Genomic DNA, 23,383 nt, shown 5'->3' on the forward strand with positions numbered 1-23,383 from the left:
GAAGGAGTTAACGTGAAATCTCTCATTCCTGGTCTCATACCTGCAAGTGCAGCAGCGCTACTCGCATTCAGTTGTGCCACGTGGGCTGACAACAACACAGCGATCCTTATCCAAACCGGTAACGGCAACAACGCCGTCATAGACCAGACCGGTATGGAGGGAAGTTTTATCGTCAAGATTCAGCAGGGTGCACTCAATGAGAGCAGCACTCAGATTGCATCCTTGGGCGGCAAGATTCACCACGAGCAGATCGGGCAGTTCAACAATGCGTTTTCCCTGCAGCTCGGGGGAGAAGGTAACACCAGTACCATTTTCCAGCTTGGACAAGGCAACTGGGCCAGCACTTTCCAGGTGGATACGGTCAATAGTGATGCCATCATTTCCCAAATCGGCGACGGCAATACGGCGAATATTTTGCAGTTTGGCGGCAGCGATAACCTTGCGACCATTACACAAGTCGGCAGTTTGCATAACGGCCTGATTGGTCAGTACGGTGCCACCGATTCCGATGCGCATATTCTGCAGTTTGGCACCGCCCAGGTAGCAACCATTACCCAGACCGGTATCGGCCACTTTTCTACGATTAACCAGAGTGGCATTGCCAACTCCGCGCATACCGTTCAATTCGGCCAGTACAACAATTCCGATATTGAACAGAGCGGGATAGGAAACATGGCGTTCGTCTCGCAGACGTCAAGTTACAACACTTCCCTGGTTACCCAGGACGGCGTTGGCAACTATGCAATGGTTCTGCAAGAAGGAGTACTGGGTGGAAACTCGGCAATGGTGAACCAGCAGGGTATTCTCAACCAGGCCTACATCAGTCAATCTTCCGCATCGAACTCGGCAACGATTTCGCAGATTGGCGTTGGTAATCAGGCAAACGTTCTGCAGTAATTATTCTCTTGTCAAAATAAAAAAGGCGGCCAATGGCCGCCTTTTTTTGCTAGAGAGCAAGAGAACTCAGATATGTTCTACCGAGTCAATCTCATACTCCACCGCACCGGACGGGGTGTTTACCACCACGATGTCCCCTTCTTCCTTGCCGATCAGCGCGCGGGCAATGGGAGAGTTGACCGAGATCTTCTTGTTCTTCACGTCGGATTCATCGTCACCCACAATTTTGTAGGTTACTTCCGATTCATCTTCCATATGGATGATGGTCACGGTTGTACCAAAAATTACCTTACCGGACGGCTCGATGGCTTTGACATCGATGACCTGGGCCAGTGAAAGCTTGCCTTCGATTTCCTGAATACGTCCTTCGATAAAGCCCTGTTTTTCACGGGCAGCGTGATACTCGGCATTCTCTTTAAGGTCACCGTGTTCACGGGCCTCGGCAATGGCCTGTACCACTGCCGGGCGCTGTACTTTTTTCAGGTCATCAAGTTCTGTGCGCAGGGCTTCTGCGCCCTCGACAGTCATAGGTACTCGGTTCACAGGAACCTCCACAATCTCAGTTTTTTTACGGTAACCCAGGATGAGCCGGAATTACGCGCAACGTTATTTTGCTGTATTTCTTTAACGAAAAAGCTCCGCCAAACAGCGGAGCTTTTGCAGGTGGCGACACCGGAGTGCCGCCGATATTAACGCTCGATCAGTCTTGCAGACGTACTACACGCTGGTGCAGTTCCTGCAGGCTGCGCACCTGATGTGGCTCGGCAATCTGCATTGCCATCGCCATGGCGCGAGCCGCGGCCAGGGTTGTGGTATAGCAAACCTGGTGGTTCTCGGCACTGCGGCGGATATCCGCAGAATCGCGAATGGCCTGGCGTCCTTCGGTGGTATTCACCACCAGCGCAATCTCGTCGTTCTTGATCATATCGACGATATGCGGACGGCCTTCGCTCATCTTGTTTACCGTTGTAACGGTAATATCCGCTTCTTGCAAGACCTTCGCGGTACCGCGGGTAGCCACCAGATCGAAACCGAGACCGGACAGCTCGCGCGCCACGTCCACTACACCGGGCTTGTCCACATCGCGCACGGAGATGAATACCTTGCCGGATTCCGGCAGTGCATCGCCGGCACCGATCAGGCCTTTGTCGAAGGCTTCGGCGAAGCTTTCGCCCACGCCCATTACCTCACCGGTGGACTTCATTTCCGGGCCGAGAATCGGGTCGACCTTCGGGAACTTGTTGAACGGGAATACAGACTCCTTCACGGAGTAGTAGTCCGGCACGATTTCAGTGGTAAAGCCCTGATCCGCCAGGCTGATGCCCGCCTGGCAGCGCGCAGCGATCTTCGCCAGCGAAGTGCCAATACACTTGGAGACAAACGGTACCGTACGGGAAGCGCGCGGGTTCACTTCGATCACGTAGATCTCGCCGTCCTGGTAGGCCAGCTGGGTGTTCATCAGGCCCACAACGCCCAGTTCACGGGCCATGCCCTTGACCTGTTCGCGCATCTTGTCCTGCACGTCCGCCGGCAGACTGTAGGGCGGCAGGGAGCAGGCAGAGTCACCGGAGTGTACGCCACACTGTTCAATGTGCTGCATGATGGCGCCAATCACCACATCCTGGCCATCGGAAACCGCGTCGATATCCACCTCGATGGCGGAGTGCAGGAAGTGGTCCAGCAGTACCGGCGCTTCGTCGGAAACCTCTACCGCTTCCTTCATGTAGGTCTTGAGTTCGTCTTCCTTGTAGACGATCTCCATGGCACGGCCACCGAGCACGTAGGACGGACGCACCACCAGCGGGTAGCCCACTTCCTTCGCTTTCTGGATGGCTTCGTACTCGGAGCGCACGATGGCGTTTTGCGGCTGCTTGAGGCCGAGACGCATGATCATCTGCTGGAAGCGCTCGCGGTCTTCCGCGCGGTCGATCTGCTCCGGCGTGGTGCCGATAATCGGCACGCCCTCATTGGCCAGGAAACGCGCCAGGTTCAGCGGCGTCTGACCACCGAACTGTACGATCACGCCTTCCGGCTTTTCCTTGCGCACGATCTCCAGGACGTCTTCCAGGGTCACCGGCTCAAAGTACAGGCGGTCGGAGGTGTCGTAATCGGTGGAAACCGTCTCCGGGTTACAGTTGACCATGATGGTCTCGTAACCGTCTTCGCGCATGGCGAGTGCCGCGTGTACACAGCAGTAGTCAAACTCGATGCCCTGGCCAATGCGGTTGGGACCGCCGCCGAGCACCATGATCTTCTTCTTGTCCGACGGCTCTGCCTCACACTCCTCATCGTAGGTGGAGTACATGTAGGCAGTGCTGGTGGAGAACTCGGCCGCGCAGGTATCCACACGCTTGTAGGACGGGAATACACCCAGCTTGTGGCGGAATTCACGCACGGTTTTCTGGCTCACGCCCAGCAGGTCGGCGAGGCGCTTGTCGGAGAAACCTTTGCGCTTGAGGAAGCGCATGGTTTTCGCGTCCAGTGCAGAAGTCGGCATGGACTTGAGCGGCTCTTCGATATCCATCAGTTCCTTGATCTGTACCAGGAACCAGGGATCGATGCCGGAAAGCTCGTAGACCTCGTCGATGCTCATACCCATTCGGAAGGCATCGCCCACATACCAGATACGCTCGGCACCGGGCACGGACAGTTCGCGGCGCAGGTTCTCCATGGAGCCCACTTCCGACGGGTCGAGTTTTGGCTCGAAACCGAAGGATCCCACTTCCAGACCGCGCAGGGCTTTCTGCATGGACTCCTGGAAGTTGCGGCCGATGGCCATGACTTCACCCACGGACTTCATCTGGGTGGTCAGGCGCGCGTCGGCTTCACCGAATTTCTCGAAGGTGAAGCGCGGAATTTTGGTAACGACGTAGTCGATGGACGGCTCGAAGGAAGCCGGGGTAGCGCCACCGGTAATGTCGTTCTGCAGTTCGTCCAGGGTGTAACCCACCGCCAGCTTGGCGGCCACCTTGGCGATCGGGAAACCGGTCGCCTTGGATGCCAGCGCGGAGGAGCGGGACACCCGCGGGTTCATCTCGATCACCACCATGCGGCCGGTTTTCGGATCCATACCGAACTGCACATTGGAGCCGCCGGTTTCCACACCGATCTCACGCAATACCGCGATGGATGCGTTTCGCATCAGCTGGTATTCCTTGTCGGTGAGGGTCTGAGCCGGGGCCACGGTGATGGAGTCACCGGTGTGCACCCCCATGGGGTCGAAGTTCTCGATGGCACACACGATGATGCAGTTGTCGTTCTTATCGCGAACCACCTCCATCTCGTACTCTTTCCAGCCGAGCAGGGATTCGTCGATCAGCAGTTCATTGGTGGGAGACAGGTCGAGGCCGCGCTTGCAGATTTCCTCGAACTCCGGCCAGTTGTAGGCCACACCGCCGCCGGAACCACCCATGGTGAAGGACGGGCGGATAATGACCGGGAAACCAAATTCTTCCGGCACTTTCTTGGCTTCGTCCATAGTGTGGACGATTTTGGCACGCGGGGTTTCCAGGCCGATGGCCTTCATCGCCTTGTCGAACAGGTCGCGGTCTTCCGCTTTTTCGATGGCGTTTTTGTCCGCACCGATCAGTTCACAGCCGTACTTTTCCAGTACGCCGTGCTTGTCCAGAGCCAGCGCACAGTTCAGTGCGGTCTGTCCGCCCATGGTGGGCAGGATGGCGTCCGGGCGCTCTTTCTCAATGATCTTGGCGACCGTCTTCCATTCCACCGGTTCGATGTACGTCGCATCCGCCATGGACGGGTCGGTCATGATGGTGGCCGGGTTGGAGTTCACCAGGATGACCCGGTAACCCTCTTCGCGCAGTGCCTTACAGGCCTGGGCGCCGGAGTAGTCGAACTCACAGGCCTGACCGATGACGATGGGGCCTGCGCCGATGATCAGAATGCTTTGAATGTCTGTGCGTTTTGGCATCTTTCTTCCGTATCTAGCCGGCCGCGGCCGGTGGATCAAATTCTGGTCTTGGGAGTCGGGAGCGCCAGGTTAGCGGCGCGCTTCCATCATCTCGATAAACTGGTCGAACAGCGGTGCCACGTCGTGTGGGCCCGGGCTCGCTTCCGGGTGGCCCTGGAAGCTGAACGCCGGCTTGTCCTTCAGGCGGATGCCCTGCAGGGTGCCGTCGAACAGGGATTTGTGAGTGACTTCCACATTGTCCGGCAGGGAGTCCATGTCCACCGCAAAACCGTGGTTCTGCGCGGTGATCATCACCTTGCTGCTGTTCAGGTCCTGAACCGGGTGGTTGCCACCGTGGTGACCGAATTTCATTTTTGCGGTCTTGGCGCCAACCGCCAGGCCCAGCAGCTGGTGGCCCAGGCAGATACCATAGGTGGGCAGGCCAGTATCGAGGATTTCCTGGATCGCCTTGATCGCGTAGTCACAGGGCTCGGGGTCGCCGGGGCCATTGGACAGGAATACGCCGTCAGGATTCATCGCCAGCACTTCAGAAGCCGGCGTCTCTGCCGGTACCACGGTGATGTTGCAGCCGCGGTCTACCAGCATGCGCAGGATGTTGCGCTTCACACCGAAATCGTAGGCAACCACTTTGTAGGGCTGTGCCGCCGGCGCCGGCTTGTGGCCCTGACCCAGCTCCCAGGTGCCTTCATTGAAATCGTACTGCTCTTTGGTGGAAACCACCTTGGCGAGATCCATGCCCTTGAGGCCGGCGAACGCTTTGGCCTGGGCCAGGGCCGCATCCTTGTCGATGTTGTCACCAACCACGATACAGCCACTCTGGGCGCCTTTGTCGCGCAGTATCCGGGTCAGGCGGCGGGTATCGATATCCGCAATCCCGACAATGTTGCGCGCCTTGAGGTAATCCTCCAGGGACTGCTCGCTGCGGAAGCTGCTGGCCAGCAGTGGCAAGTCGCGGATTACCAGGCCGGCAGACCAGATCTCGGCACACTCTTCATCTTCAGAGTTGGTACCGGTATTGCCGATATGTGGATAAGTCAGGGTGACGATCTGACGGGCGTAAGACGGGTCTGTCAGGATCTCCTGATATCCCGTCATGGAAGTATTGAAGACTACCTCGCCAACAGTCGAGCCTTCCGCGCCTATGGCGCGACCGTAAAACTCACTGCCATCGGCGAGCACCAGCAGTGCCGGGGTGGTGCTGGGCATCAGGGATTCCGGCGTGGGAACAGCGTTGTTCAATTCAATCTCCAGTCGTCTAGAACAGCTTCCGGGCGGGGTGAGAGGGCGCGCTTTTGCAGGCGCGGCCAGTGCAGTTTCAGGTGTAACCTGTTACCGGATGCCTTTTATAAAAAAGCGAGATGAAACAGCTGCTTCATCTCGCTTTTTTATAAGGTTATTCACGGTTGGCTCACTGAGGCTTTCACCTGGGCTCTCACTGTGTGGCCGGGCAGCCAGTTAAGGGCTAAGCGGGCGGAATATTCCGCCACTTCCGGCACTTTAATAAGCTTGGGAGCCACGGGCCCTGCGACCGGATCTGGAGGAGAATAGAACTTCCCGACAGATCTATACGGGGGCGGGCAACTAAGGTGGGACCTTCCCAAGCCGGGCGCAGATTCTACGGGAAATCGGCACTGATCGCCAGTACAAATTTGCGCCATATGGTGTATTTAGCGCACTTCACACACCGCTCCCCACCCGGGGCCAACCCGGCCCCGGACGGAAGCGCTCAATGCGCGGAAATCAGCTGCTGAAGCCCCGAACCACTATGAAAGCAGTTTGCAGCAGCCATCAATTTACCTGGCGGCTCAGTCGAAACAGACTGTTGCCCATTTTCAGCTCCGCCCGGTCCAGTCGTGTTTTGTTCAGCTGCAGGGCCATATCTGCTCCGCTACCGGCAAACTCGACCATGCCACCAAGAATCGCGAACCGGTTGACGTCACTCACGGTCAACACCGGAAAAAATTCCAGGGCACCCACCGCCTTTGCCATGCGCTCCGCATCCATATCGCCCATCACCACGATCTGACAACTGCGCGCGCGCAGCATCTCACCATCATTCACCCGCTCCAGCGCCACCATACGCCCCTGCACCCGGTGCCGGTGCAACCGGGCAGTCAGCGGCGCCACCAGCTCATCGTCACCCATCACACAGATCCGGAATGGGGCACCGGCACCACTGAACACCTCGATAGGCCACTGCAGGTGGTGGGCGAAGTGGACGATGTAGTCGACCATGACCTTGCGCCCAAGATCAGTATCGGAAAGATGGCCCGATGCCTCGGCGCGCAGGGACGGTGACAGCAATACACACAGAGTCAGCAACAGGCGAGCAGCAGCGCGAAGAATAGTGCCAGAGGAAGGACGATGCCGGCGGCGCCACTTGCCGCGACTGCGGACTTTTGGGCAGGGAATACTCGTGAAAATTGACTTCAACATCTTTGGGGGCCACCGGCGCACTTGAAAGTGTCCCGCAGCCGGCGATTGGCTGCAGGGCTACCCCAAGGTTAGTACCGGCCCCTGCCACCCACCATGGATGAGCGGCAGCGGCGCGCCAGAATATGGCGCGGGAACGGAAACCCTGAATCAGTCAGTCGATGGGGGCTCCACCGGGGTGATCGCCGGGCGCCATTTGAGCGCCTTTTCGATTGCCAGAATCATGGATCCCGCCACATCCTTGCGGGTGGCGCTCTCGATGCCTTCAAGCCCCGGTGAAGAGTTCACCTCCAGCAACAGCGGCCCTTTCTTGGAGCGGATAATATCCACACCCGCGACCTTCAGGCCCAGCACCTTGGCCGCCTTGATCGCCAGCTTGCGCTCCTCGGGCAGTACCTTGACCACGGACGCGGTACCGCCCTGGTGGATATTGGCGCGGAATTCACCCGGCGCCGCCTCGCGCTGGATGGCGGCAAATACCTTGCCGTCCACCACAAACAGGCGCAGGTCCTTGCCCTGGGCCTCGCGAATAAACTCCTGCACCAGCAGGTTCACTTTCAGTGACTTGAAGGCATTGATTACAGACTCCGCGGCCTTGCGGGTTTCTGCAAGCACCACCCCGCGGCCCTGGGTGCCCTCCAGCAGTTTTACGATCAGCGGCGCACCGCCCACCATTTCGATCAGCTCATTGGTATCCATGGGCGAGTTGGCGAAACCGGAAATCGGAATATTCAATCCGCCCTCCTGCAGCAGCTGCAGCGAGTAGAGCTTGTCCCGGGATTGGCTAATGGCCGAGGCACCATTCAACGCATATACCCCCATGCTCTCAAAGTGGCGGGTCAGGGCACAGCCGTAGAACGTCATACTCGGCCGGATACGCGGGATGATGGCATCCAGATTATTCAGGATCCGACCGTCGCGGTAGTGCACCTCCGGCTCGGCGGAATCCAGCTTCATATAACACTGGCGAATATTCAGGAAAGTCATACGGTGGCCGCGCTCGGCACCGGCCTCCATAATCCGCTGGTTGCTGTAAAGATCCGGATTGGACGCCAGCACACCAATACGCAGGCCGGTACCGGCCATATGGTGTTCGTCGTGGTAGTACTCCTCGAGCTGGCTGGGCGGTATTTCACCGAGACAGAAGCTCTCGGAAGGGTCCACCAGCATGCGGCCCATCATCGCCTCGCGACCGAGCAGCATGCGGTAGCCCATGGAGTCGCGGTTGGTCAGGGTCAGCTCGATATCCCATACGCTGCCGCCAATGCTGATGGCAGTCCTGATCACCAGGCGCTTTTCTGAATCGCCGGACGAACTGCGTACGGTGCGCTTGTCCAGCACACGCGCCTCGCAACGCACCCGCGGGCGACGCAGGTTCTGCAGCGGGTGTGCTTCAAAGCTCACCCAGGCCTCCCCGTTGCGGTTGAACGGCTGGATATTGTACGCGTGCAGGCAGGAGGTCTTGGCCCCGGAGTCTACCCGCGCCTTGATAGCGGGAATCCCCAACCCGGGAAATGCACACCACTCTTCGCTGCCGACGATGATTTTCTTATCCAAGCAAATGCTCCTGAATGATTGGCCCGGTTATTTGCCGGTATTAATTGCCAGTTACTTTCACTTTAAAGCCAGAACATCGCGCATGTCGTAGCGACCCGCTGCGCGACCATTCAACCAGACCGCAGCGCGCACTGCACCACGGGCAAATGCCAGACGACTGCTGGCCTTGTGGGTAATTTCAATGCGCTCGCCATCGGCGAGGAACGAAACCGTATGCTCTCCCACCACGTCGCCACCGCGCACGGTGGCAAAACCGATGGTCTCGCGCTCGCGGGCACCGGTCTGCCCTTCGCGACCGTAGACAGCGACCTTGGACAGGTCACGGCCGAGGGTGTCGGCAATGACCTCACCCATGCTGAGCGCGGTGCCGGAGGGGGCATCCACTTTGTGGCGGTGATGGGCTTCGACGATCTCGATATCCACATCGTCGCCCAGCACTCGCGCCGCGGTTTCCAGTAAGTTAAAGCACAGATTCACCCCGGTGGAAAAATTGGTGGCGAAACACAGCGGGGTCCTGTCCCCGGCGCTCAACATCTGCGCCTTTTGCTCCGCGTCGAATCCGGTGGTACCGATCACGATGGCTTTGCCCTGCTCGGCACAGTAGGCCGCATTGTCGAGGGTGGCCAGCGGTGCGGTGAAATCGATCAGCACATCGAAATCCGCCTGCTCCAGGCTGTCGACGATGGTGAGGCCATTGCGCCCCAGGCCGGCAACTTCCCCGGCATCCACGCCCACCAGGCTGGAGCCCGGACGCACGATGGCCGCAGACAGCTTTGCCGTGCCGCTCTGCTCGGCCTGCGCCAGGGCCTCCGCCAGCACCCGGCCCATGCGGCCGCCAAATCCTGTGATTGCTACTTTTACTGCCATATCCACCGCCATTGCTGCTCTCCTTCGGGCCGGGCTTGAAAGGCGCGGATTCTACCCCGGTTTCCATCGCGGGCAATACCGGAACCCCGCCGGCTCACGCGCACCAACATAACAGACCACTGACTGCCGAGTACGCCTTGCGGCGCCCTATTCCTCAACTAGGCTTTAAATATTCCGTAGATTGGAGCGCCAAGCATGTCACCTGAGTCTCGCCACCCGTTTTGGTCCTCATTTTGTGCTGCACTGTTCGCTCTACTGCTATTCACTGTGATATCCACGGGAAAGGCGGTGGAAAACTCCGGCCTCGGCAGTGACTTCTGGGAAAAGTACGATGACATTACCGACTGGGTCTCCCTGCGCCTGAAGCTGACGCCAGAGCAAGAGGAGAAAGCACTACCGCTGATGGAGAAGAACTTCGAACTGCAACTGAATATTCTCGAGGACTACGGCTTCGCCCGTGGCAAGATGCCCAAGCTGACGCGGGAACAGAAAGAGGAACTGGATGCAAAAATCATTGCCGTGCGCGCCGCGACGCGGGTGGAAATGGTGAAAATCCTGAATGCGGAGCAGCTGGAAGAGCTGAAAAAAATCCAGCAGGAGTATCACGAAGAATTCCGGCGCAGGCTCAATGAAAACTGACAGGCAATCGATAGAAATGGCAAGGGAAAGATAACCGGGAGCGCAAGCGCGCTCCCGGCAAACGCGGTGTCAACCGCGAATCAGGGCGAGCAACTCTTCGGTCTTGGCTTTCATCAAGGCTTCATCCCCACGGGATTCCACATTCAGGCGCACAACCGGCTCGGTGTTGGACATACGCAGGTTGAAACGCCACTCGTCAAAAGCGACGCTCAGCCCATCCACGTGTTCCACACTGACAGCATCCGCTGCATATTTTTCTTCCGCCGCTTGCAACAGCGCCTTGGGGTCTTCCACTTTGGAGTTGATCTCGCCGCTGCACGGGAAGGCAGCCATGCGCTCACCTACCAGCTGCGACAGAGACTTGCCACTGCGGCTCACCAGCTCTGCTACCAGCAACCAGGGGATCATGCCGCTATCGCAGTAAGCGAAATCGCGGAAATAATGATGCGCGCTCATCTCGCCACCGTAAATGGCATCTTCCTTGCGCATGCGTTCCTTGATAAAGGCGTGGCCGGTTTTGCTCTGCACCGGCTGGCCGCCGGCGTTTTTGACGATATCTTCGGTGTTCCAGGTCAGGCGCGGGTCGTGTACCACTTTGGCCCCGGGGTGCTTGACCAGGAAGGCTTCCGCAAGCAGGCCCACCACGTAATACCCTTCGATAAATTCACCGTTCTCATCGAAGAAGAAACAGCGGTCAAAATCCCCATCCCAGGCGATGCCGAAATCCGCACCACTCTCACGCACTGCCGCCGCAGTGGACTCGCGGTTTTCCGGCAGAATCGGGTTGGGGATACCGTTGGGGAAATTGCCGTCCGGCTCGTGGTGCACGCGCACAAATTCCAGAGGCAGGCTCGGAGCCAACGCATCGACTACTGCGCCCGCACCACCATTACCGGCATTGACCACCAGCTTCAGCGGTTTCAGCTCGGCCACATCCACGTAACCCAGCAGGTGTTTTACGAAATCCTCGCGATGGGCAAAGGTGTGCAGGTCACCGCGCTTTTCCACCGCGGCAAAATTGTTTTCTTCCGCCATGCGCTTGATATCCAGCAGACCGGTGTCGCCGCTGATGGGGCGCGAGCCGGAGCGCACAAACTTCATGCCGTTGTAATCCATAGGATTGTGGCTTGCGGTCACACAGATACCGCCGTCAAAGTCGCCGTGGAAAGTGGAGAAATAAATCTCCTCGGTGCCGCACTCGCCAATGTGGTAAACGTCGGCACCCGCATCGCGCAGGCCGTTGGCAAGGGCATCGGTCAGTTCCCCACTGGTAAGGCGGATATCGTGGCCAACCACAACCCGGCGGGCGTCGAGAAACTGGGCAAAAGCGCGCCCCACTCGGTAGGCGACGTCGGTGTTCAGTTCATCGGGCACACGGCCGCGCAAATCGTAGGCTTTAAAACAGGTTAATTCAGACATTCAGCCCTTCTCCCCAGGTAAATAGACATTCTTATAAACGTAATTGGTCGCTTCGATAAAACCGTCGACCGATCCACAGTCGAAACGGCGCCCCCTGAAGCGATAGGCCAGCACGCAGCCGCGCTTGGCCTGGGTCAGTAACGCATCGGTGATCTGCACCTCACCGTTTTTGCCCGGCGGCGTCTCGCGGATCAGATCGAAGATATCCGGTGTCAGCACATAGCGACCGATGATCGCCATGTTGCTCGGCGCATCTTCCGCCTTGGGCTTTTCCACCATATCGGTGACCTGATACAGGCCCGGTTTGATTTCATTGCCGGCGATAACACCGAACTTGTGAATCTGATCCTCCGGTACCTCCTCTACCGCGACGATACTGCAGCGAAACTGTTTATACAGCTGCACCATCTGCCCCAGCACACCCAGCTCGTCGTTCAGGCACAGGTCGTCGGCCAGCACCACCGCAAAGGCCTCGTCGCCGATCAGGCGCTGGCCCTGCAGGATTGCGTCTCCCAATCCGCGCATTTCCCCCTGGCGGGTATAGGAGAAGCTGGCGCTGTCGATGACCTTGCGCACGCTGTCCAGCGCGCGCTCCTTGCCGGTCCCGGCAATCTGGTGCTCGAGTTCGAAGTTGGTGTCGAAGTGATCTTCGATGGCGCGTTTACCACGTCCGGTGACAAACCCGATCTCGGTAAGGCCCGCTTCAATGGCCTCCTCCACCCCGTACTGCACCAGTGGTTTATTCACCAGCGGCAACATTTCCTTGGGCATCGCCTTGGTTGCGGGCAGGAAGCGGGTTCCATACCCTGCGACCGGAAACAGGCACTTTTTCAGCATGACATCCCTCTCTCGACTTCGCGAACGGCGCTATCCCGCGCCGATTTTCGGCAACTTATCACAAAAGTATGGCAAGAATCAGTCCAGACGCGCGATCACTGTTTACTGCGGCCAACCCAGTAGTGACGCGCTCCGCGAACGGTCAAGGGCTAATTGGGACAGTTCTGGTCACAAAAAGGGTTATGACCGACTGGACAAGCCATCCCTAGCCCTTAGAATGCCGGCTCGTGTAAAGATTGCCCAGAATCGGGGACCCAATGAGTAATTTTGTTCAAAAAAGCAGCTACACCCGCGAAGAACTCCTGGCCTGTGGCCGTGGCGAGATGTTTGGCCCGGGCAACGCGCAGCTGCCCGCTCCCAATATGCTGATGCTGGATCGCATCACCCACATTTCCAAAGATGGCGGAGAGTTCGGTAAAGGGGAGCTGATCGCCGAACTGGATATCACGCCCGACCTGTGGTTCTTTGACTGTCACTTCCCCGGTGACCCGGTCATGCCCGGCTGTCTGGGCCTCGACGCCATGTGGCAGCTGCTGGGATACTTCCTGGCCTGGAAAGGCAACCCCGGTCGCGGACGCGCCCTCGGTTGTGGCGAGGTCAAGTTCACCGGCCAGATCCTACCGACCAACAAGAAGGTCACTTATCATATCGAGATGAGCCGACTGGTAGAGCGCAAGCTGGTTATGGGTATCGGTAACGGCTCCGTATCCGTTGACGGACGCGAAATCTACACCGCCAAAGACCTGCGTGTAGGCCTGTTCACCCGCACCGACAACTTTTGATCTTTCTGCCTGTCATACATTCCCTGACAGGCAGATAGAAACACTGTCATATAAAAAAATAACAATTCACTCTACAAGTTTTATTGGAGATCACTATGCGCCGTGTAGCCATTACCGGAATGGGCATAACTTCCTGCATCGGCAATAACACACAGGAAGTGCTGGCCTCCCTGAAAGCCGGTCGCAGCGGCATCCGCTACATGGAGGAGTACGCCGAACTGGGTCTGCGCAGCCAGATCGCCGGCGTGGTCGACATCGATATCAAGGAGCATATCGACCGCAAGCACCTTCGCTTCATGGGCGACTCCGCCGCCTACGCCTACATTTCCATGGCCGAAGCCATCGCAATGTCCGGCCTGGAAGAATCGGATATTTCCAATCCGCGCACCGGCCTGGTGATGGGTTCCGGCGGCACCTCAACCGCGGCCATCATTGAATCCGCGAACATCCTGAAAACCAAGGGTGTGCGTCGTGTAGGCGCCTTCCGCGTACCCCAGGTGATGGGCAGTACCGTATCTGCGTGTCTGGCCACCCCGTTCAAGATCAAGGGTGTGAACTACTCCATCTCCTCCGCGTGTGCCACCTCTGCACACTGTATCGGCAATGGTGCAGAGCTGATCCAGATGGGCAAGCAGGACGTGGTATTTGCCGGCGGCGGTGAAGAACTGGCGTGGAGCCTGACCCACCTGTTTGATGCCATGGGCGCACTGTCCTCCAAGTACAACGACACCCCGACCACGGCATCCCGCCCCTACGATGCCAACCGCGACGGCTTCGTCATCGCTGGTGGTGGCGGCTGTGTGGTGCTGGAAGAAATGGAGCACGCCAAGGCCCGCGGTGCGAATATTCTCGCCGAGCTGGTGGGCTACGGCGCAACTTCCGATGGCTACGACATGGTCGCACCCAGCGGTGAAGGTGCGGCGCGCTGCATGCAGCAGGCACTGGCAGGTATGGACGGCAACGGCCTCGAGGGCGGCGTCGACTACATCAACACCCACGGCACCTCCACCCCGGTGGGCGATGTCGCGGAACTGCGCGCGATGAAAGAAGTGTTCGGCGACAAGGTACCGGCATTCGCCTCTACCAAGTCCCTTACCGGCCACTCTCTGGGGGCAGCGGGTGTTCAGGAAGCCATCTACACCCTGCTGATGATGCAGAACGACTTTATCGCTGCTTCCGCCAATGTGGAAACGGTGGACGAAGCCGCTCAGGGCCTCGACCTGGTGACCGAACTGCGCAACACCGAAGTGCGCCGCGCGCTGTCCAACAGCTTCGGCTTCGGCGGCACCAATGCCAGCCTGGTGTTCGACAAGGTCTGATTACTGCCGCACATAAAAAAGGGCGAGCCGCATTGCGACTCGCCCTTTTTTATTGCCGGCTGTTCGGCATCGATAGCTCTCAGGATACGGGTTTCTGCAGGCGCTCGAGCCACAGCTCAACCTGTCGGGTCAGCCCCTGGCGCCAGCTGCGCTGCTGGATACCAAACACATCCCGCAATCTTTCACAGCTCAGCACCGAAGAGCGATCCTCTCCCTCGGTCTCCAGCGCGACCAGTTCCGCGGCAAAATCTTCGCCGTAGAGTGAGCGCACGCGGTCTACCACCTCGTGCCCGAACTCCATGGAACTGCAGGTATCCGCGGAACCGTAGTGATATACACCAGACCGGGGACCACCGCTGGCCAGCTGCTGGGCAATGGCGACGGTAACGCGGACCAGGTCGGAAACGGTGACCGGGTTGCCGCGGCTGACATCTTCCAGATTGACCGGCTGACCGTCCAGCAAGCTGCGCAGAACCCGCCCCAGCAGTGCATTTTCGCTGCGATCCACCAGCCACCCCAGTCGCAGGATGCTCGCGTTTTCCACAGACGAAAAGGTTTCCTCACAGGCCAGCCACTCGTGGCCGCGCTCTGATGCGGGTGCGGGCTCTTCCTCTTCATCAATCTTCTTGCGGCGGGCGCGGCCGAAAACCGCGTAAGAGGACAGGTGCAGCAGCGCAGTACAGGGCAGTTCGCGCACCGCTTCACAGACCGCGCGCGCCTCACCGGGGGCGGCACTGCCGCAGCTGGCAGCATTGATCACGATGGCGTCGGAGCGTGTGGATACAGTATCTCCAATCAGCTGCTCGCGACCGAGCAGCTGCACACGAAAACCAACTTTCTGAAGGCCCTTCTGCAGGGCGCTGTCGATGGCGTTACCGGCACCGATCAGCACCACGCTTTCCGGCTGATAGCCTGTGTGATGCATGGAGGTCTCCCCTCCGATCAGAACGGGATATCGTCGTCGAAGCTGTTATCGAATCCACCCGCCGGCGGCTGATTGCCTGCTGGCTTGTTCTGCGGCTGGCCCGCGGGCTGGTTGGCCGGCGCCATGGGAGAAGGTGCGGAGCGGCCCTGGGAGAACTCGTCCTGATAACCACCGCCCTGCTGGCCCTGCTGACCGTATCCGCCACCCTGCTGCTGGAAGCCCTGGCCACCGCCCTGCTGGAAGCCACCGCCACCCTGCTCACCGCGGCCATCCAGCATCTGCATTTCACTGGCAACGATTTCGGTGGTGTAGCGATCCTGGCCGGAGGTCTTGTCCTGCCACTTGCGGGTGCGCAGGGAACCTTCCAGGTAAACCTTGCTGCCCTTGCGCAGGTATTCGCCAGCAATTTCCGCGAGGCGGTTGAAGAACACCACACGGTGCCACTCGGTGCGCTCCTGCTGCTGGCCGGTCTGCTTGTCTTTCCAGGTTTCGGACGTCGCCAGGGTGACATTGGTGACGGCACCACCACTGGGCATGTAGCGGGTTTCCGGGTCACCACCCAGGTTGCCAATCAGGATTACTTTGTTAACGCCCCTGGCCATAAGCCTCTCCTCTCCGTGAGCCTCCCCCGGGTACAGGTGGAGGCCCGTTCAGTATTCAAAAGTTCAAAATAGGGAAAAGCGGCGGCGCACCGGGTTGTGCCCGGTGCGCCGCCGCCGACAGTGTATTTATATCCAGCAGCATACAACACTCGCCCGGGGGGCGTCACCGCCGCCGAGCGGTGGGCGATGTGCCGCCGGTGCCGGACTCAGCTACCGACCACCGTGACCCGCGCTCCACGCATCTGCCACCAGGCCAGCGCCCACAGCACCAGCACCCCCAGCGCCAGGGTGGCCACCGCACCGGCGCCCCCCTGCCCGTAAACCACGCCGCCCAGGCTGCCGCCGACAAAAGCACCGAGGAACTGGAGCGTGGCGTAGAGACCGGTGGCCGCGCCGCGGCACTCTGCGGGGGCGATACGGGTCAGCTGCGCCGGCAGCAGGGCCTCGAGTAGATTGAAGGCGAGGAAGAACAGCCCGAGACAGGCCACCATCCAGCCCCCGTGTACCGGCGTCATCAGCGCCACGCCACCGAAAACCAGTCCCAGCAGCGCCAGGCGCATGGCCGCAGGCACCTGCTGACGCTTTTCCGCCATGCGCATCAGCGGCAACATCAGGATAAAGGCGCCGAGCATGAGCGGACCGTAGAGCTTCCAGTGCGCATCGCTGGCCATATGCAGTCGCTCCACCAGCAGCACGGGCAGCGGCACGAAAAGCATGGTCAGCAGTAAATGCAGGAAAAACACCCCGCACACCAGGCGCCACACCTCCCCCTGCGACAGCAGGCGCGCAAAGTCGCCCTTTTGCGGCGCCCTGCGCTGGAAGTCTTGCGGTGTGGGCACCAGTCGCCACACCAGCAACATACCGAACAGGGCGAGCACGGCGGTGAGCCAGAAAATGGCCGACAAACCGCCGAAGCCCGCAAGCAGCGGCCCCAGAACCACCGCCAGCACAAAAGCCACACCGATGGAGGCACCGATCACGGCCATCGCCTTGCCGCGATTCTCATCGCGAGTAAGGTCCGCCGCCAGCGCCATGGTGGCTGCGGCAATGGCACCAGCCCCCTGCAGGATACGCCCGGCAATGAGGCCGTATACAGAATCGGTGAGCGCCGCCACCACACTGCCGAGGGCAAATACCGCCAGGCCGAGAAAGATCACCGGCTTGCGACCCCAGCGGTCGCTCAGCACCCCCAGGGGAATCTGCAGCAAGGCCTGGCTAAGGCCATAGGCCCCCAGCGCCAGCCCCAGCAGGGCCGGAGTACTGCCCTGATAATCCGCCCCGTACAGGGACAGCACCGGCAGCACCATAAACAGGCCCAACATGCGGAAAACATACAGGGAGGCGAGACCGGCGAGGGCGCGGCGTTCAGTGGGGTTCATGCGAAATTCCGGACACGGCGAAAAACGGGCCGCATTGTATCAGCGGTAGCGGCGGAGTTTGATACCCCGCCGCCTAACCGGTGGATAGCGAGTGACTAATAGCGAGTAACTATGGGAGGGTAACGACCGATCGCGAACGATCAATCGCGGCCATATTTGTCCTCGAAGCGGACAATGTCATCCTCACCGAGGTAGCTACCGGACTGGACCTCGATCAACTCCAGAGGAATCGCGCCCGGGTTTTCCAGACGGTGCACGACCCCGAGAGGGATGAAGGTGGATTCGTTTTCGGTAAGCAGTAGCTGGTCGTCGCCACGGGTTACCTTGGCGGTGCCACGCACCACGATCCAGTGCTCTGCGCGGTGGTGATGCATCTGCAGGGACAGCTGGCAGCCGGGCTTGACCACAATGCGCTTGACCTGGAAACGGGGACCGGCGTCGATGGAGTCGTAATAGCCCCAGGGACGGAATACCTTGCGATGATTCTGCGCTTCGCTGCGCTCACTCTGCTTGAGCCGCTGTACCAGGGTCTTCACTTCCTGCACCCGGCTTTTGTCCGCCACCATCAGCGCATCATCGGTATCCACAACCACCAGGTCACGCACCCCCAGGATGCCCACCAGGCGGTCACCACCGTGCACCAGACAGCCGGAAGCATCCTCGGCCATCACATCGCCACGCAACAGGTTTTCATTTTCGTCGCGCTCGGCCAGCTCCCACAACGCAGACCAGGAACCGACATCACTCCAGCCGGCCTGCATCGGCACCACCGCCGCGGATTCGGTCTTCTCCATCACTGCGTAGTCCACGGAATCCGACGGGCAGCGGCCAAAGGCCTCGGCGTCGATACGGGTAAAATCCAGATCCCGCGCAGCGCCGGCAATGGCGGCGCGACACGCTTCCAGTATTTGCGGGTGGTGCAGTGACAGCTCTTCCAGGTAGCGCGAGGCGCGGAACAGGAACATACCGCTGTTCCAGTTGTACTCACCGCTGGCCAGGTACTTCTCCGCGGTCGCCAGATCCGGCTTTTCCACAAACTCGGCAACTTTCCAGCCATCGGCCACCACCTCGCCACTGCGAATGTAGCCATAGCCGGTCTCGGGGCTGGTGGGCACGATACCGAAGGTCACCAGATGACCGCTCTCCGCCAGTTCAGTAGCGGCGGTCACCGCCTTGCGGAAACCGTCGGCATCCGCGACCACATGGTCAGCCGGCAGTACCAGCAACAGCGGGTCATCGCCCTGCTCCACCGCAGTCAGCGCTGCCAGGGCAATGGCCGGGGCGGTGTTGCGCGCACAGGGCTCCAGCAGGATTGACTGGGCTCCACAGCCCGCTTCCTGCAGCTGTTCCGCCGCCGCAAAGCGGTGGTTTTCATTGCACACCAGGATCGGCGCCTGGACATCCGCGATGCCGTCCACACGCAGGGCGGTAGCCTGCAGCATGGTATGGCTGCCGGCCAGGGGCAGGAATTGTTTCGGGTAAGCTTCGCGAGACAGCGGCCACAGGCGCGAGCCACTGCCGCCACAGAGAATGACGGGGATCATGATTTCCGTGTATCCAGACTGGTTTATTGGTCGGTATTGATTGCGGGGCATTTTCGCACACTGGCACGCCAGATTATACTTGACCGTTTTCGCCCGCCCGGCCACTACCCCGGGCAACATCCCAGCAAAGCAGGAAACCCATTGGACACGATTTACGTCAGAGGTGCCCGCACCCACAATCTCAAGAATATCGATCTGGATATTCCCCGCGACAAACTGATCGTGATTACCGGCCTGTCTGGCTCTGGTAAGTCCTCACTCGCGTTCGACACCCTGTACGCCGAAGGTCAACGCCGCTACGTGGAATCCCTGTCCACCTACGCCCGCCAGTTCCTGTCGATGATGGAAAAGCCGGATGTGGATACCGTGGAGGGGCTGTCACCGGCCATCTCCATCGAGCAGAAGTCCACCTCCCACAACCCCCGCTCCACCGTGGGCACCATCACCGAGATCTACGACTATCTGCGCCTGCTGTTTGCCCGCGTGGGCGAGCCGCGCTGCCCGGAGCATCACGAGCCGCTGCAGGCCCAGACCATCAGCCAGATGGTGGACCAGGTGCTGGCACTGCCGGAAGGCAGCAAGGTCATGTTGCTGGCGCCGGTGATTCGCGACCGCAAGGGTGAGCACTTGCATGTATTCGAGCAGCTGCGCCGGGACGGTTTCGTGCGTGCGCGCATCGACGGCACCGTGTGCGACCTGGACGACACTCCCAAGCTGGACAAGCGCAAGAAGCACACCGTCGAGGTGGTCGTCGACCGCTTCAAGGTGCGCGACGACCTGCAACTGCGACTGGCAGAATCCTTCGAGACCGCACTCAACCTGACCGACGGTATCGCCTCCATCAGTTTTATGGACGGCGACCAGGAAGACCGGCTGTTCTCCGCCCGCCACGCCTGCCCGGTGTGTGATTACTCACTGGACGAGCTGGAACCGCGCCTGTTCTCGTTCAACAATCCCGCAGGTGCCTGCCCGGCCTGTGACGGCCTGGGCGTGAAGCAGTTCTTCGACGAGGACAAGGTGATCCTGGACCCGGAAAGCAGCATTTCCGAGGGCGCCATCCGCGGCTGGGACAGACGCAACGTTTACTACTACCACATGCTCGACTCCCTGGCCGAGCATTACGACTTCGACCTGGACAAGCCGTGGAAGAAGCTGCGCAAAAGGGACCGGGAAGTGATCCTGCACGGCAGCGGTGACGCCCAGGTGGACTTCAGCTACGTCAACGACCGCGGCGACGTCACCATCCGCCGCCACACCTTCGAGGGCATCATTCCCAACTTCCAGCGCCGCTACCGGGACACCGAGTCCCAGTCCGTGCGCGAGGAGCTGGCCAAGTACCTGAGCACCCAGAAGTGCCCGGATTGCTCCGGCACCCGCCTGCGCCGCGAAGCGCGCAACGTGTTTGTGGATAACCAGACTCTGGCCCAGATCACCGAACTGCCGGTGGGAGATGCCTTCGAATACTTTGCCCACCAGCTCAAGTTCAAGGGCGCGCAGAAAGAGATCGCCGACAAGATCCTGAAAGAACTGCGCGATCGTTTCCGCTTCCTGGTGGACGTGGGGCTCAACTACCTGACCCTGAACCGCAGTGCCGAGACCCTGTCCGGGGGCGAGGCCCAGCGCATTCGCCTGGCAAGCCAGATTGGCGCCGGCCTGGTAGGGGTCATGTACATTCTCGACGAACCGTCCATCGGCCTGCACCAGCGCGACAACGAGCGCCTGCTGAATACCCTCACGCACCTGCGGGATATCGGCAATACCGTGATCGTTGTGGAACACGATGAGGACGCCATCCGCGCTGCGGACTTCATTGTGGATATCGGTCCAGGTGCCGGGGTACACGGGGGCGAAGTGGTGGCCGCCGGCACCCACGACGAGATCGCCGCCTGTGAACGCTCACTCACCGGCCAGTACCTGTCCGGCGTCAAACAGATCGCGATACCGAAAAAGCGCAATCCCGCCACTGGCGAGGTACTGCGTATCGAGGGTGCCAGCGGCAACAATCTCAAGGATGTGGATCTGGAAATCCCCGTGGGGCTGTTCACCTGCGTTACCGGGGTATCCGGGTCCGGCAAGTCCACCCTGATCAACACCACCCTGTATCCACTGGCTGCCACCGCACTGAACAAGGCCACCACCCTCAAGGCTTCGCCGTTTAACAAAATCGAGGGGCTGGATCATTTCGACAAGTGTGTGGATATCGACCAGAGCCCCATTGGCCGCACACCGCGCTCCAACCCCGCCACCTATACCGGGATTTTCACCCCGATCCGCGAACTGTTCGCCGGCACCCAGGAAGCGCGCTCCCGCGGTTACAAGCCGGGTCGTTTCAGCTTCAACGTCAAGGGTGGCCGCTGCGAGGCCTGTCAGGGCGACGGTGTGATCAAGGTCGAGATGCACTTCCTGCCGGATATTTATGTGCCCTGCGATACCTGTAAAGGCAAACGCTATAACCGCGAGACCCTGGAGGTACATTACAAGGGCAAGAACATTCACGAAGTGCTGGAGATGACCGTGGAGGATGCACGGGAATTTTTCGATCCGGTGCCTTCGATTGCCAAGAAATTGCAGACCCTGATGGATGTGGGCCTGTCCTACATCAAGCTCGGCCAGGCCGCGACCACCCTGTCTGGTGGTGAGGCACAGCGGGTCAAGTTGTCCCGCGAGCTGTCAAAACGCGATACCGGGCAAACCCTGTACATTCTCGACGAGCCTACCACCGGCCTGCACTTTGCCGATATCCAGCTGTTGCTGGACGTGCTGCACCGGCTGCGCGATCACGGCAATACCATCGTGGTGATCGAGCACAACCTGGATGTAATCAAGACCGCGGACTGGATCGTCGACCTGGGCCCGGAAGGCGGTTCCGGCGGTGGCGAGATTATTGCCAGCGGCACGCCGGAACAGGTGGCCAAGGTGAAGGGTTCGCACACCGGGCGCTTCCTGAAGCCCATGCTCAAGGCCAGCTGATCGCGCAACCGGGCAAGCGGCTGGGACGCAGGCAACACAAGGGAAACCAATGCTAAAAATAAGAAAATCCCTGAGTATCGGGCCCGCCACCATGGTGGCGGCGGCGTTTATCGGGCCAGGCACGGTGATCACCGCAAGCCTGGCCGGCGCCAACTACGGCTACGCGCTACTGTGGGCCCTGCTGTTCGCAATCGTGGCCAGCATCATTCTGCAGGAAATGTCTGCACGTCTCGGTCTGGTGACCGGTGAGGGGCTCGGCGAAAACATTCGCGACGTACTGCGGCAACCACTGTTGCGCTGGCCGGCAATGGCACTGGTGATCAGCGCGATCGTGATCGGCAATGCCGCCTATGAAAGCGGCAACCTGGCGGGCGCCAGCGCCGGCCTGAAATTACTCGCCGGCAGCGAAACGTCACCCGCTGATTCCCGCACCCTGTGGCCGCTGCTGGTCGCGGCGATTGCCGCCACTCTGCTGTGGAGCGGCAGCTACCGGGTTATCGAGCGCGCCCTGATCGCCCTGGTCGCGCTGATGAGTCTCGCTTTTCTGTTTACCTTTGCGCTCACGCGGCCGGATTTGGGCGGATTGTTTTCCGGACTATTGCTCCCCAATCTTCCCAGCGGCGCCACGCTTACCGCCATAGCACTCATCGGTACCACGGTGGTGCCCTACAACCTCTTTCTGCACAGCTCCAGCGTCAGCCAGAAATGGCAGTCCGCAGAGCAGCTCCCCCTGGCCCGCCGGGATATTTTTTTCTCCATTCCCCTCGGCGGACTGATTTCCATCGCGATTGCCGCCACCGCGGCATCCGCATTTTTTACTCACCAGTTGTCCATCTCCAGTGCCAGTGAGATGGCGCGCTCGCTGGAGCCACTGTTCGGCAGCGGGGCGCGTTACTGCATGGGCATCGGCCTGTTTGCCGCGGGAATTTCCTCGGCACTCACCGCGCCGCTGGCATCGTCCTACGCGCTGTGCGGGGTACTGGGGAAACCGGCAGACCTCAAAGCGCTACACTTTCGCGCCATCTGGCTGACCATCATTGTGATCGGCGCGGTGGTAGCGATTCAGGGCATCCGCCCGCTGCGCCTGATCTGGTTCGCGCAGATTGCCAACGGCCTGTTGCTCCCGATCATCACGGCTTTTCTGCTGTGGACAATGAACAGTGTGCGGCTCGGGCAGCACCGCAATACCTGGTGGCAGAATACCCTCGGCGCTGTGGTACTGCTGATTTCCCTGGTGCTGGGCGGACGCAGCCTGCTCAGCGCCCTCGGCTGGCTGTGATCC

The 23,383-nt window shown here is 59.9% G+C and carries 18 protein-coding genes and 1 pseudogene; 6 read left to right on the forward strand and 13 right to left on the reverse strand.

Going from position 1 to position 23,383, the window contains the following annotated elements; translation table 11 throughout:
* Positions 1 to 12: 12 nt before the first annotated feature.
* Complete coding sequence (locus tag HUW35_RS02575; protein ID WP_181254142.1) at positions 13 to 897, forward strand: hypothetical protein; 885 nt, start codon at positions 13 to 15, stop codon at positions 895 to 897.
* Positions 898 to 963: 66 nt separating this feature from the next.
* Here HUW35_RS02575 and greA read toward each other — a convergent pair whose 3' ends face one another.
* The 7 genes and pseudogenes from greA to dapB form a co-directional block, all read right to left on the reverse strand.
* Entirely contained in the window at positions 964 to 1,440 is a 477-nt protein-coding gene (gene greA / locus HUW35_RS02580; protein ID WP_181254143.1) for a transcription elongation factor GreA, read from the reverse strand.
* Positions 1,441 to 1,597: 157 nt separating this feature from the next.
* A complete protein-coding gene (gene carB, locus HUW35_RS02585) occupies positions 1,598 to 4,828 on the reverse strand; it encodes a carbamoyl-phosphate synthase large subunit (RefSeq protein ID WP_181254144.1) in 3,231 nt (1,076 codons plus the stop codon).
* Positions 4,829 to 4,897: 69 nt separating this feature from the next.
* Positions 4,898 to 6,034, reverse strand: coding sequence for a glutamine-hydrolyzing carbamoyl-phosphate synthase small subunit (gene carA, locus HUW35_RS02590; protein ID WP_181255445.1), 1,137 nt, complete (start codon positions 6,032 to 6,034; stop codon positions 4,898 to 4,900).
* A gap of 582 nt (positions 6,035 to 6,616) precedes the next feature.
* Positions 6,617 to 7,264, reverse strand: a complete 648-nt coding sequence (locus HUW35_RS02595) for a YfiR family protein (RefSeq protein ID WP_255463433.1) — start codon at positions 7,262 to 7,264, stop codon at positions 6,617 to 6,619.
* 147 nt (positions 7,265 to 7,411) lie between these two features.
* Positions 7,412 to 8,332, reverse strand: coding sequence for a 30S ribosomal protein S6--L-glutamate ligase (gene rimK, locus HUW35_RS02600; protein ID WP_255463596.1), 921 nt, complete (start codon positions 8,330 to 8,332; stop codon positions 7,412 to 7,414).
* A gap of 84 nt (positions 8,333 to 8,416) precedes the next feature.
* Positions 8,417 to 8,818: pseudogene (locus HUW35_RS18815) on the reverse strand (ATP-dependent zinc protease); the annotation flags it as partial.
* Between the two features lie 57 nt (positions 8,819 to 8,875).
* Positions 8,876 to 9,685 (reverse strand): 4-hydroxy-tetrahydrodipicolinate reductase, encoded by an 810-nt coding sequence (gene dapB / locus HUW35_RS02605; RefSeq protein ID WP_181255448.1) that lies wholly within the window; start codon positions 9,683 to 9,685, stop codon positions 8,876 to 8,878.
* Positions 9,686 to 9,973: 288 nt separating this feature from the next.
* On the opposite strand from dapB, the gene HUW35_RS02610 reads away from it, so the two are divergent.
* A complete protein-coding gene (locus HUW35_RS02610) occupies positions 9,974 to 10,324 on the forward strand; it encodes a hypothetical protein (protein ID WP_181254146.1) in 351 nt (116 codons plus the stop codon).
* 69 nt (positions 10,325 to 10,393) lie between these two features.
* Here HUW35_RS02610 and HUW35_RS02615 read toward each other — a convergent pair whose 3' ends face one another.
* Complete coding sequence (locus tag HUW35_RS02615) at positions 10,394 to 11,743, reverse strand: phosphomannomutase (protein WP_181254147.1); 1,350 nt, start codon at positions 11,741 to 11,743, stop codon at positions 10,394 to 10,396.
* Positions 11,744 to 12,580 (reverse strand): UTP--glucose-1-phosphate uridylyltransferase GalU, encoded by an 837-nt coding sequence (gene galU, locus HUW35_RS02620; RefSeq protein WP_181254148.1) that lies wholly within the window; start codon positions 12,578 to 12,580, stop codon positions 11,744 to 11,746.
* Positions 12,581 to 12,837: 257 nt separating this feature from the next.
* Between galU and fabA the strand changes: the two genes are divergently transcribed.
* Positions 12,838 to 13,362, forward strand: coding sequence for a 3-hydroxyacyl-[acyl-carrier-protein] dehydratase FabA (gene fabA / locus HUW35_RS02625; RefSeq protein WP_078084640.1), 525 nt, complete (start codon positions 12,838 to 12,840; stop codon positions 13,360 to 13,362).
* 95 nt (positions 13,363 to 13,457) lie between these two features.
* Positions 13,458 to 14,681, forward strand: a complete 1,224-nt coding sequence (gene fabB, locus HUW35_RS02630; protein ID WP_181254149.1) for a beta-ketoacyl-ACP synthase I — start codon at positions 13,458 to 13,460, stop codon at positions 14,679 to 14,681.
* Between the two features lie 79 nt (positions 14,682 to 14,760).
* On the opposite strand, the gene HUW35_RS02635 is transcribed toward fabB, so the two are convergent.
* The 4 genes from HUW35_RS02635 to HUW35_RS02650 form a co-directional block, all read right to left on the reverse strand.
* Positions 14,761 to 15,606: a sugar nucleotide-binding protein gene (locus tag HUW35_RS02635; protein ID WP_181254150.1), complete on the reverse strand. Its 846-nt coding sequence runs from the start codon at positions 15,604 to 15,606 to the stop codon at positions 14,761 to 14,763.
* A gap of 17 nt (positions 15,607 to 15,623) precedes the next feature.
* Positions 15,624 to 16,208, reverse strand: a complete 585-nt coding sequence (ssb, locus tag HUW35_RS02640) for a single-stranded DNA-binding protein (RefSeq protein ID WP_181254151.1) — start codon at positions 16,206 to 16,208, stop codon at positions 15,624 to 15,626.
* A 206-nt stretch (positions 16,209 to 16,414) separates the two neighbouring features.
* Positions 16,415 to 17,587 (reverse strand): MFS transporter, encoded by a 1,173-nt coding sequence (locus HUW35_RS02645; protein ID WP_181254152.1) that lies wholly within the window; start codon positions 17,585 to 17,587, stop codon positions 16,415 to 16,417.
* A 140-nt stretch (positions 17,588 to 17,727) separates the two neighbouring features.
* Positions 17,728 to 19,131 (reverse strand): mannose-1-phosphate guanylyltransferase/mannose-6-phosphate isomerase, encoded by a 1,404-nt coding sequence (locus tag HUW35_RS02650; protein ID WP_181254153.1) that lies wholly within the window; start codon positions 19,129 to 19,131, stop codon positions 17,728 to 17,730.
* Positions 19,132 to 19,272: 141 nt separating this feature from the next.
* Here HUW35_RS02650 and uvrA point away from each other — a divergent pair, with 141 nt between their 5' ends.
* Both uvrA and HUW35_RS02660 read left to right on the forward strand, forming a co-directional pair.
* Positions 19,273 to 22,101 (forward strand): excinuclease ABC subunit UvrA, encoded by a 2,829-nt coding sequence (gene uvrA / locus HUW35_RS02655; RefSeq protein WP_181254154.1) that lies wholly within the window; start codon positions 19,273 to 19,275, stop codon positions 22,099 to 22,101.
* A 49-nt stretch (positions 22,102 to 22,150) separates the two neighbouring features.
* The gene (locus HUW35_RS02660; RefSeq protein ID WP_181254155.1) at positions 22,151 to 23,380 is read left to right on the forward strand and encodes an Nramp family divalent metal transporter; all 1,230 of its coding nucleotides are present in this window, start codon (positions 22,151 to 22,153) and stop codon (positions 23,378 to 23,380) included.
* Positions 23,381 to 23,383: the final 3 nt, after the last annotated feature.

It is taken from the genome of Microbulbifer sp. YPW1 (genome assembly GCF_013367775.1).
GTDB lineage: Bacteria > Pseudomonadota > Gammaproteobacteria > Pseudomonadales > Cellvibrionaceae > Microbulbifer.